This is a genomic window from Serratia sp. 201 (assembly GCF_037027545.1).
GTDB classification, from domain to species: Bacteria; Pseudomonadota; Gammaproteobacteria; order Enterobacterales; family Enterobacteriaceae; genus Serratia; species Serratia bockelmannii.
This window is the reverse complement of record NZ_JAXCHC010000004.1, coordinates 602021-612631: the sequence shown is the minus strand read 5'-3', so window position 1 is coordinate 612631 and position 10611 is coordinate 602021. Positions and strand designations below refer to the sequence as shown.

Below are 10611 nucleotides of genomic sequence, written 5' to 3'. Positions count from 1 at the left end.
ATTTACTGCATGAATTTTACTTCAGTTAGTCACTCTTCAAGACTTGATATTTTTTTGCATCCGAAGATGCTGGATATCGTCTTGTGGAGTGCCCACACAGATTGTCTGATAAATTGTTAAAGAGCAGCACCGAGAAACTCATCGGCGCGGGCTGCGTATATTACGCTTTTCGCCCTGAGAGTCAAGCGTTTATTTCGCTTTCCTCTCGCTGACCCGGCGGCTTGTCAGTCGTTGTTCCCGGTCAGTGGAGGCGCATTATAGGGAGTTCTCGGCGGGCCGCAACCCCTAAATGCAAAAAACCTTTCAAGCGTTCAAATAATCACCAAAAACGCCTTTTTAGGATGTTTATTAGTCAGAAAATACCGGTTTTAGCACAGTAATAGCGGCAAACCCTGTAAACAGGGACAAACGAAGGTAAAGAAAAGGGAGCGGCCACCCGCTCCCTTTCATCTTTATTACGCTTAATTGTCGTTATTGGCGTGCAACGATATGGTCGTTTTCCACATCCAGCGTTACCAGCTTGCCGGGGATCAGCTTGCCAGACAGGATTTGCTGCGCCAGCGGGTTCTCGATCTCCTGCTGAATAGCACGCTTCAACGGACGCGCACCATACACAGGGTCGTAACCGGTTTTGCTCAACAGAGCCAGGGCCGGTTCGGTCATGGTCACTTCGTAACCGCGCTCTTCCAAACGCTTATACAGACGCGACAGCTGAATCTTGGCGATCGCGGCAATGTGTTTCTCGCCCAGCGGGTGGAACACCACCACTTCGTCGATACGGTTGATGAACTCCGGACGGAAGTGGTGACTCACCATCTCCATCACCGACTCTTTCATCTGCGCGTAGTTCATCTGACCGAAATGCTCCTGGATCAGATCGGACCCCAGGTTGGACGTCATGATCACCACAGTATTGCGGAAATCGACGGTACGGCCTTGACCATCGGTCAGGCGGCCGTCATCCAACACCTGCAACAGAATATTGAACACGTCCGGATGCGCTTTCTCGACTTCATCCAGCAGAATCACCGAATAAGGCCGGCGACGTACGGCTTCCGTCAGGTAGCCGCCCTCTTCATAACCGACATAACCTGGAGGCGCACCGACCAGACGCGACACGGAGTGTTTCTCCATAAACTCGGACATATCGATACGCACCATAGCGTCGTCGCTGTCGAACAGGAACGAAGCCAGTGCCTTGCAGAGCTCGGTTTTCCCCACCCCGGTCGGGCCGAGGAACAGGAACGAACCGATCGGCCGATTAGGATCGGACAGCCCCGCACGGCTGCGGCGGATCGCATTGGAGACCGCGCTGACCGCTTCGTCTTGGCCAATCACTCGCGAATGCAGTTCTTGCTCCAGGCGCAGCAGCTTGTCGCGCTCACCTTCCAGCATTCTGGCCACCGGGATCCCGGTGGCACGCGCCAGCACTTCAGCAATCTCCGCATCGGTCACCCGGTTACGCAACAGCTTCATGCTCTTGCCTTCGGCCTGCGTAGCGGCGGCGAGCTGTTTCTCCAGCTCAGGGATCTTGCCGTACTGCAGTTCCGACATCCGCCCCAGATCGCCGACGCGGCGCGCCTGCTCCAGGGTGATTTTGGCCTGCTCGAGTTCAGCCTTGATGTTCTGGGTGCCGGAGAGCGACGCTTTTTCCGCCTTCCACTCTTCTTCCAGCTCAGAATATTCGCGCTCTTTCTGCCCCAGCTCATCGCTGAGCATGTCCAGGCGTTTCTTGCTGGCGTCGTCAGACTCTTTATTCAGCGCCTGCTGTTCCAGCTTCAATTGGATGATGCGGCGCTCAAGCCTGTCGAGCGACTCCGGCTTAGAGTCCATCTGCATGCGAATGCTGGACGCCGCTTCGTCGATAAGGTCAATAGCCTTGTCCGGCAATTGACGATCGGCGATATAGCGGTGCGAAAGCGTTGCCGCCGCCACGATGGCCGGGTCGGTGATTTGCACGTGGTGGTGCAGTTCATAACGCTCTTTCAGGCCGCGCAGGATAGCGATGGTGTCTTCCACGCTCGGCTCCGCCACATACACTTTCTGGAAACGACGTTCGAGCGCCGCATCCTTCTCTATATATTGACGATACTCGTCGAGCGTAGTCGCGCCAACGCAGTGCAGCTCGCCGCGCGCCAGCGCCGGCTTCAGCATGTTGCCTGCATCCATCGCGCCATCCGCCTTACCGGCGCCGACCATGGTGTGCAATTCGTCGATAAACAGGATAACGCTGCCTTCCTGCTTGGCCAGATCGTTGAGCACGCCTTTCAGACGCTCTTCAAACTCGCCGCGATATTTGGCCCCGGCGATCAAGGCGCCCATATCGAGGGACAATACGCGCTTGTGCTTCAGCCCTTCCGGCACTTCGCCGTTGATGATGCGCTGCGCCAGGCCTTCGACGATGGCGGTTTTACCCACGCCAGGCTCGCCGATCAGCACCGGGTTGTTTTTGGTACGACGTTGCAGCACCTGGATGGTGCGGCGGATCTCTTCGTCACGGCCGATCACCGGATCAAGCTTGCCCTGCTCGGCGCGCTCGGTCAGATCGATCGTGTATTTCTTCAATGCTTGCCGTTGGTCTTCGGCGCCTTGATCTTCCACGCTGTCACCGCCTCTCATTTGTTCAATGGCTTTGCTGATTTTGTCGGCCGTCGCGCCGGCCGCTTTCAACAAGTCGGTCAACGAGCCGCGATCTTCCAGCACCGCAAGCACAAACAGCTCGGAAGAAATGAATTTGTCCGCGCGCTTCTGCGCCAGCTTGTCGCACAGGTTCAGGACGCGCACCAGCTCGTGGGACGGTTGAACGTCGCCACCGGTGCCTTCTACCTGCGGTAAACGGGACAGCGCCTGTTCGATCTCGGTGCGCACACGCCCGGCATCGATACCTGCGGAAGTTAATAGTGGACGAACCGTGCCCCCTTCCTGATTGAGCAGGGCGCTCATCAGATGTAGCGGTTCAATAAACTGGTTGTCGTGCCCAAGGGCTAGTGACTGGGCATCGGCGAGGGCAAGCTGGAATTTGTTGGTAAGACGATCCAGACGCATAACACCTCCAAGATGGGTCGAAATTGCTACTGGAGATTAAATGAGGTCATCCCTCAAATTTTCAAGGTTATCTCGACGCTAAATTTTCGGTACAACGCCATGCGTCGTTGGATCGTCCTAATTCAATAGGTTATATCAGCCAGATTAAACTTGCCAGACGTCCGGTTATTCCGTCGCGTCGATAGGAGAAAAAATGGCTCGTTTCGTTAACCGTGCAGCGATCGCCACCATAGATGGCCTGAACGCCTGCACGCAACAAGCGTTGGCGAGCCAGCAGGTAGATATTAGCCAAAAACTTATCGCCGTGCGGGGTAAATGCCGCTGCCGCTTCAGCATCTTCCGCCATGAAAGCGGCCCGCACCTCTGGCCCGACCTCAAACTGCTGCGGACCGATCGCCGGCCCCAGCCAGGCGCTAATCTGGCTCGGTGCGGCGCTGAACGCCGCCACGGTTTGCTCCAGCACGCCGTGGCACAATCCGCGCCAGCCGGCGTGGGCGGCAGCCACTTCGTCACCGTGCTGCGAGCAGAACAACACCGGCAGACAATCCGCCGTCATCACGGCACACACCTGCCCCGGCACGTTGCTGTACACCGCATCCGCCCGCAAATCGGCAGGTGCTTTCCCCGTCAACGTCACCACACGAGTGCCGTGCACCTGCTCGAGCCACACCGGCATCTGCGGCAAACCGGCGGCAATAACCAATCGTTCCCGATTGCGTGTCACCGCTTGCTCCTCGTCACCGACGTGGGTGCCGAGGTTCAGCGAGTCATAAGGCGGCAGGCTGACGCCGCCGCCGCGCGTGGTACTGCAAGCTTTAACGCCGGGAGGCAACGGCCAGTCAGGCAGAATGAGCGAGCTCATTACCAGTCCATCTGATCTTTGAATTCTTCGGTGTCCGCCTTCAGCGCGTTGATCAGATCAACCATGTCCTGCGGCAGCGGCGCATGCCACTCCATCTGGATGCCGCTGATCGGATGATACAAACGCAGCATGGTGGCGTGCAGCGCCTGACGGTCAAAGCCGCGCAGCGTGCTGATGAAGGCTTCCGAAGCACCTTTCGGCGGACGTGGACGGCCGCCGTACAGCGGATCGCCCACCAGCGGATGGCTGATATAGGCCATGTGCACGCGGATCTGGTGAGTACGGCCGGTTTCCAGGCGCAGGCGCAGGCGAGTATGCGCACGGAAGTGTTCCATGATGCGGTAGTGCGTTACCGCCGGCTTACCCATCGGGTGCACCGCCATGTGGGTACGCTTGGTGGAATGGCGCGCGATAGGCTCTTCTACCGTACCGCCGGCGGTCATGGTACCGATCGCCACCGCTTCGTATTCACGGGTGATTTCACGCGCCTGCAGCGCCTCCACCAGCCGGGTTTGCGCCGGCACGGTTTTCGCCACCACCATCAGGCCGGTGGTGTCTTTATCCAGACGGTGCACGATGCCGGCACGCGGCACGTCGGCAATTTCCGGGTAGTGATACAACAGCGCATTGAGCACCGTACCATCCGGGTTACCGGCGCCGGGATGCACCACCAAATCGCGCGGCTTGTTGATCACCAGGATGTCGCTGTCTTCATAGACAATATCCAGCGCGATATCCTGTGGCTCCCAACGCGCCTCTTCTTCAATCTGTGCATCGATGGCGACTGTCTCTCCGCCCAGCACCTTCTCTTTCGGTTTGTTTGACGTTTTGCCATTGACCTTCACCCGATCGCCCAGGATCCACTCTTTTATGCGAGATCGTGAATAATCAGGGAACAATTCGGCCAAAGCCTGATCTAAACGTTGTCCGAGTTGAGATTCGGCCACCGTTGCGGTGAGTTGTACTTGTTGTGCCATATGCAGCTTCTTCGTTAACGTTGGGTTTTCACGGCGATGCCGTTTAATATAATGTGCTATTGTACCTGGTCTTTGTCGGGAGCTTAACGGACAGTCTCCCGGAATAACACCCTGAGGATAATCAAAACGTCATGACGCGTATGAAATATCTGGTGGCGGCAGCCACGTTGAGCCTGGCGCTGGCAGGTTGCTCCACATCCAAGGATGCGGTTCCCGACAACCCACCTTCGGAAATCTATGCTACCGCGCAGCAAAAACTGCAGGACGGTAACTTCAAGGGCGCGATTACGCAACTCGAAGCGTTAGATAACCGCTATCCTTTCGGGCCGTATTCCCAGCAGGTCCAGCTGGATTTGATTTACGCCTACTATAAGGCCGCCGACTTGCCGATGGCTCAGGCATCCATCGATCGCTTCATGCGTCTGAACCCGACGCACCCGAACATCGATTACGTGATGTACATGCGCGGCCTGACCGACATGGCGCTCGATGACAGCGCGCTGCAGGGCTTCTTCGGGGTTGACCGTTCTGACCGCGATCCTCAGCACGCTCGCGCTGCGTTCCGCGACTTCAGCCAGTTGATTCAGCAATACCCGAACAGCCAATACGCGACCGACGCCAACAAGCGTTTGGTGTATTTGAAAGACCGCTTGGCCAAGTATGAGCTTTCGGTGGCGGAATACTACACTAAACGCGGTGCTTACGTCGCGGTCGTTAATCGCGCCGAACAGATGTTGCGTGAATTCCCGGATACCAAAGCGACGCACGACGTGTTGCCGCTGATGGAAAATGCCTACAAGCAGCTGCAGCTGAACGGCCAGGCTGACAAAGTGGCCAAAGTGATCGCCGCCAACCCGCAATAAGCGCGCGTCGGTAACGGCAGAAAAACAAAACGGCAGCCTCGGCTGCCGTTTTCATTGGCGTCGACCTGGTTTTCACTGGAAAAATACACAAGTAAAAACACGGTGTTAGCTAGCGCTCCTCACCGGTCAACTCATCGATAATGCGCCATCCGGCGGCAACTCTCAAGCATTAGATAGCCAATTCAAATGCTGAATCACAGATTGAACTAACTTTGCAAAAAGTGACAAAAAATCGTGATTTACATCACGCATTTAAACAAAAAGCGGGGTATGCTGGGTTCACCAAGACGGAAAGACAGAGAGGTAAGTTATATGACATTGAACATTACCAGCAAACAAATGGATATCACTCCCGCAATCCGCAATCACGTCGAAGACCGTCTCACCAAACTGGAAAAATGGCAGACCCAGCTGATAAACCCACATATCGTCTTATCTAAAGAACCGCAGGGGTTTGTCGCCGACGCTACCATTACCACGCCTAACGGCCCGCTGGTCGCCAGCGCCAAACATGATGACATGTACACCGCCGTTAATGAGCTGATCGCCAAGCTGGAACGCCAGTTGAACAAGGTGCAGCATAAAGGCGAAGCGCGCCGCTGCAATGCCAGCGTGAAAGACATCGTGCCGGAAGTCACGCAAGAGCAGGAATAACCGTCCGACAGCGATTGCCGCATCAAACGCGCCCGAGGGCGCGTTTTTTGTCGGGTATTTTTGTTGACGGGGTAAAAGCCAGCGGTTACTTTAAAACCTGTTCGCATTAACCTTAGGTAGACCATGCCACGCACACCGTTTTTCTTCGCATTCTTTTTTACCTTCCCCTGACTGGGAGGCGTTTCGTCGTGTAAGAAAGAATGCGAAGACGAACAACAAAGCCTCCTGGAAACAGGAGGCTTTTTTTATGGCTGTTTTACAACGAATAAGAACTGAAGGCGGAAGCTGATTATGACTGACAACCCGTTATTGGTGCTGCGCGAGCGCATCAGCGCACTGGACTTGAAACTGTTGGCCCTGCTGGCGGAACGCCGTGAGCTGGCGATCGAAGTCGGCAAGACCAAGCTGCACTCTCATCGCCCGATCCGCGATAAAGAGCGCGAGCGCGATCTGCTGGATGCGCTGATCGCCGCCGCCAAGCCTTACGACCTGGACGGCTTTTACGTCACCCGCCTGTTTCAACTGATCATCGAAGATTCCGTCCTGACCCAGCAGGCGTTGCTACAGCACCAGCTCAACCCCGTCAGCCAACATTCCGCCCGCATCGCCTTCCTCGGCCCAAAAGGCTCTTACTCACATCTGGCAGCACGCCAATACGCTGCCCGCCACTTCGATCAGCTGATCGAATGCGGCTGCCAGAAGTTTCAGGATATCTTCACCCAGGTGGAAACCGGCCAGGCGGACTATGCGATTCTGCCTATCGAGAACACCAGCTCCGGGTCGATTAACGAGGTGTACGATCTGCTGCAGCACACCAGCCTGTCGATCGTCGGCGAACTGACCAACCCGATCAACCACTGCGTTCTGATTGCCGGCGACAGCGATCTGAGCCAGATTGAAACCGTCTACAGCCACCCGCAACCGTTCCAGCAGTGCAGTCAGTTCCTGAACCGCTTCCCACACTGGAAAATCGAATACACTGAAAGCACAGCGGCCGCGATGGAGAAAGTCGCCAAGCTGAATTCGCCGAAGGTGGCTGCTCTGGGCAGCGAAGCCGGCGGCGCACTGTATGGGCTGCAGGTGCTGGAACACAACCTCGCCAACCAGCAGCAGAACATCACCCGTTTTATCGTCCTGGCGCGCAAAGCGATCGACGTCTCCGAACAGGTGCCGGCCAAAACCACGCTGATCATGGCGACCGGCCAACAATCCGGCGCACTGGTCGAAGCGCTGCTGGTACTGCGCGACAACGGCATCATCATGACCAAGCTGGAGTCACGCCCGATCAACGGCAATCCGTGGGAAGAGATGTTTTATATCGATGTGCAGGCCAACCTACGCGCCGAGGCGATGCAAAAAGCGCTGCGCGATCTGACGCCAATCACCCGCTCGCTGAAGGTGCTGGGCTGTTACCCGAGCGACACAGTGGTGCCGGTCAACCCATCCTGAAACCATAAAAAAGGGTTCGGCTTGGCCGAACCCTTTACGTTTACTGCCCGCGTTTCACTGCCGGCTGTCGTTAGCCTGCCGCAACAGCGTGCGGCTCTCCACCAGAAAGCGCTGGGCGTAATCGCCGAACCAATGCTCTACCTTGCGGAAGCTATCGATAAACGCCTGTTTGTCGCCATGCTCCAACAGCTTGATCGCCTCGCCGAAGCGCTGGTAGTAACGCTTAATCAGCGCCACGTTTTCTTCCGACGACATGATGATGTCAGCGTACAGCTGCGGATCCTGCGCGAACAGTCGGCCAACCATCGCCAGCTCCAGCCGGTAGATCGGCGAGGAGAGCGCCAGCAGCTGCTCCAGTTGCACGTTCTCTTCCGCCAGGTGCAGCCCGTAGGCGAAGGTGGCGAAGTGCCGCAGCGCCTGAATAAACGCCATATTCTGATCGTGTTCGACCGCGCTGATACGATGCAGCCGCGCCCCCCACACCTGCAGCTGTTCAAGCAGCCATTGGTAAGCCTCCGGTTGGCGGCCATCGCAGTAAACCACCACCTGCTTCGCCACGCTGCCCACGTCCGGACCAAACATCGGATGCAACCCCACCACCGGGCCGCTGTGCGCCGCCAACATCGCATGCAGCGGACGATTCTTCACCGACGCCAAATCCACCAGAATACAGTCGTCAGGCAACGGCGGCAGGCGGCTTATCACCTGCTCGGTCACGTGGATCGGCACGCTGACGATCACCATACCGGCATCCGCCAACAGCTGTTCCGCCTGCGGCCAATCTTCCTGATCCAATACCCTGACCTGATAACCCGACAGCGTCAGCAGACGGTTGAACAGCCGGCCCATCTGGCCGTTGCCGCCGATGATGACGATCGGCCGCAGCTGCGGGCACAGAGTTTTAAAACCTTTATCGTTCTCGCTGACGTACGATTCGCGCATCACACGGCGCAAGACGTCCTCGATCAAATCCGGCGGCACGCCGAGGTTTTCCGCCTCCTGGCGGCGCGAGGCCAGCATCGCCGCCTCGCGCTCCGGCACATAAACCGGTAAACCGTGGCGGCTTTTCACCTCCCCCACTTCCGCTACCAGATGCAGGCGTTTCGCCAGCAGATCCAGCAACGCTTTGTCCACCTCGTCGATTTGATCGCGCAGCGCGGTCAGTTCTGCCACCATAACTTACTTTTCTCCCGTGCGTGCCTTCAGCGCAGCGCCGAGTTCCTGATGCATGTGGCGCAGCAGCGTTTCCGTCCTCTCCCAGTCGATGCAGGCGTCGGTGACGGATACGCCGTAACGCATGTCAGCACGCGGCTGTTCGGAAGACTGATTGCCCTCATGCAGATGGCTCTCCAGCATAATGCCGGTAATCGAGCGGTTACCCGCTTTAATCTGCTCCACCACGGACTCGGCCACCGCCGGCTGACGGCGATAGTCTTTATTCGAGTTGCCATGGCTGCAATCTATCATCAAGGACGGATGGAGTCCCGCCTCGAGCATCTGTTTTTCACAGGCCGCAACGTGCTCGGCGCTGTAGTTCGGGGTTTTACCGCCGCGCAGGATCACGTGCCCGTCCGGATTGCCCTGAGTCTGCAGCAGGCAAACCTGGCCCGCCTGGTTGATGCCGACGAAGCGATGCGGCATGGCAGCGGCGCGCATGGCGTTGATGGCGGTGCCCAGGCTGCCGTCGGTGCCGTTTTTGAACCCGACCGGCATCGACAGGCCAGAAGCCATTTCACGGTGGGTCTGCGATTCGGTGGTACGCGCACCGATCGCCGACCAGCTGAACAAATCCCCCAGGTACTGCGGGCTGTTCGGATCCAACGCTTCGGTAGCCAACGGCAAGCCCATGCCCACCAGATCCAGCAACAGGCGACGCGCGATATGCAAGCCTGCTTCAACGTCAAACGAACCGTCCATGTACGGATCGTTGATCAAACCTTTCCAGCCGACAGTGGTTCTGGGTTTTTCAAAATAAACGCGCATAACGATATACAGCTGATCGCTCAAGTCAGCCGCCAGGGTTTTCAAACGACGGGCGTAGTCCAGTGCCGCATCCGGATCGTGGATCGAACAAGGCCCACACACGACCAACAGGCGATGATCGCGCCCCTGCAAAATGTTGGCGATGGTGTTACGCGCGGTGGCGATTTCATTTTCGTCGTCGGCGCTGAGCGGGAACTGGTTCTTCAGCTCCTCCGGCGTGATGAGAACCTGTTCTGCACTGATGTGTACGTTATTGAGCGCGTCTTTTTGCATGATGCTATTCCTGTCGTTTGGCGTTATGCGTTGAAATGGAACATTGAGCGTTTCAGGGCTCTACCCTATCACGATATGTAAAGTTTTCAATCCAATTTCCGTAAATAAAAAATTACCATAATTTCTCTTATGAGAGAACATGCATAAACACATCAAGAAAATACAATAAAAACAAACAAATTCAATTAAATAATAAATTCACGAGCGCCTCAAAACGCACCTGTTCGCCTTCCCGGCGAAAGCCCCACACCGTAAACATATATGTACAACTTGTTTTACAGGCAAGATACGCCGCCCGTCTCGGCGCCAACGAACGGGCAGGCGCGGATACCGTCAGACTCAGCACGAAATGCCGCCGAAAGCGATGAATTTCAGTAGAAGAAAAGCGAATAAATGAGGAATAAAAATTAAAAACTTAAGCTAATAGCGGCTATTTTTGTCGCTGAAATGAACCGATATAATGTGACCGTCATCAACAATAACCACCCTTAACAACTGGATCCAA

Annotated in this window: 9 protein-coding genes and 1 other annotated feature; of the genes, 4 read left to right on the top strand and 5 right to left on the bottom strand. The window is 56.4% G+C overall.

Annotated features, from left to right (window positions below; translation table 11 throughout):
- Nucleotides 1-471 precede the first annotated feature (471 nt).
- The 3 genes from clpB to rluD all read right to left on the bottom strand — a co-directional run bounded on the left by clpB (nt 472) and on the right by rluD (nt 4884).
- Entirely contained in the window at nt 472-3045 is a 2574-nt protein-coding gene (gene clpB / locus WA302_RS21645) for an ATP-dependent chaperone ClpB (protein WP_025301647.1), read from the bottom strand.
- A 130-nt stretch (nt 3046-3175) separates the two neighbouring features.
- Nucleotides 3176-3907: a purine nucleoside phosphorylase YfiH gene (gene yfiH, locus WA302_RS21640; protein WP_025301646.1), complete on the bottom strand. Its 732-nt coding sequence runs from the start codon at nt 3905-3907 to the stop codon at nt 3176-3178.
- Nucleotides 3907-4884 carry a 23S rRNA pseudouridine(1911/1915/1917) synthase RluD gene (gene rluD / locus WA302_RS21635; protein ID WP_025301645.1) on the bottom strand — a complete coding sequence of 326 codons (978 nt, stop codon included), beginning with the start codon at nt 4882-4884 and terminating at the stop codon, nt 3907-3909. Before rluD ends, yfiH begins: the two co-directional genes overlap by 1 nt.
- Nucleotides 4885-5015: 131 nt before the next feature.
- On the opposite strand from rluD, the gene bamD reads away from it, so the two are divergent.
- The 4 genes from bamD (at nt 5016) to pheA (ending at nt 7850) form a co-directional block, all read left to right on the top strand.
- Nucleotides 5016-5747 carry an outer membrane protein assembly factor BamD gene (bamD, locus tag WA302_RS21630; RefSeq protein ID WP_004932456.1) on the top strand — a complete coding sequence of 244 codons (732 nt, stop codon included), beginning with the start codon at nt 5016-5018 and terminating at the stop codon, nt 5745-5747.
- 312 nt (nt 5748-6059) lie between these two features.
- A complete protein-coding gene (raiA, locus tag WA302_RS21625) occupies nt 6060-6401 on the top strand; it encodes a ribosome-associated translation inhibitor RaiA (protein ID WP_004932457.1) in 342 nt (113 codons plus the stop codon).
- A 122-nt stretch (nt 6402-6523) separates the two neighbouring features.
- Nucleotides 6524-6650 (top strand) — a sequence feature (Phe leader region).
- Nucleotides 6525-6572, top strand: coding sequence for a hypothetical protein (locus tag WA302_RS21620; protein ID WP_101428074.1), 48 nt, complete (start codon nt 6525-6527; stop codon nt 6570-6572). (Overlaps the previous feature by 48 nt.)
- Before the next feature lie 42 nt (nt 6651-6692).
- Nucleotides 6693-7850 carry a bifunctional chorismate mutase/prephenate dehydratase gene (gene pheA / locus WA302_RS21615; RefSeq protein ID WP_025301644.1) on the top strand — a complete coding sequence of 386 codons (1158 nt, stop codon included), beginning with the start codon at nt 6693-6695 and terminating at the stop codon, nt 7848-7850.
- Between the two features lie 54 nt (nt 7851-7904).
- Here pheA and tyrA read toward each other — a convergent pair whose 3' ends face one another.
- Nucleotides 7905-9026 (bottom strand): bifunctional chorismate mutase/prephenate dehydrogenase, encoded by a 1122-nt coding sequence (gene tyrA, locus WA302_RS21610; protein ID WP_016929015.1) that lies wholly within the window; start codon nt 9024-9026, stop codon nt 7905-7907.
- A 3-nt stretch (nt 9027-9029) separates the two neighbouring features.
- Nucleotides 9030-10106 (bottom strand): 3-deoxy-7-phosphoheptulonate synthase, encoded by a 1077-nt coding sequence (locus WA302_RS21605; RefSeq protein WP_142591891.1) that lies wholly within the window; start codon nt 10104-10106, stop codon nt 9030-9032.
- Nucleotides 10107-10611 lie beyond the last annotated feature (505 nt).

What these genes read in the sequence shown, in the direction of transcription:
- clpB (WP_025301647.1), bottom strand. Translation starts at nt 3,045, where the DNA reads ATGCGTCTGGATCGTCTTACCAACAAATTCCAGCTTGCCCTCGCCGAT.
- WA302_RS21605 (WP_142591891.1), bottom strand. Translation starts at nt 10,106, where the DNA reads ATGCAAAAAGACGCGCTCAATAACGTACACATCAGTGCAGAACAGGTT.
- pheA (WP_025301644.1), top strand. Translation starts at nt 6,693, where the DNA reads ATGACTGACAACCCGTTATTGGTGCTGCGCGAGCGCATCAGCGCACTG.
- bamD (WP_004932456.1), top strand. Translation starts at nt 5,016, where the DNA reads ATGACGCGTATGAAATATCTGGTGGCGGCAGCCACGTTGAGCCTGGCG.
- raiA (WP_004932457.1), top strand. Translation starts at nt 6,060, where the DNA reads ATGACATTGAACATTACCAGCAAACAAATGGATATCACTCCCGCAATC.
- rluD (WP_025301645.1), bottom strand. Translation starts at nt 4,884, where the DNA reads ATGGCACAACAAGTACAACTCACCGCAACGGTGGCCGAATCTCAACTC.
- yfiH (WP_025301646.1), bottom strand. Translation starts at nt 3,907, where the DNA reads ATGAGCTCGCTCATTCTGCCTGACTGGCCGTTGCCTCCCGGCGTTAAA.
- tyrA (WP_016929015.1), bottom strand. Translation starts at nt 9,026, where the DNA reads ATGGTGGCAGAACTGACCGCGCTGCGCGATCAAATCGACGAGGTGGAC.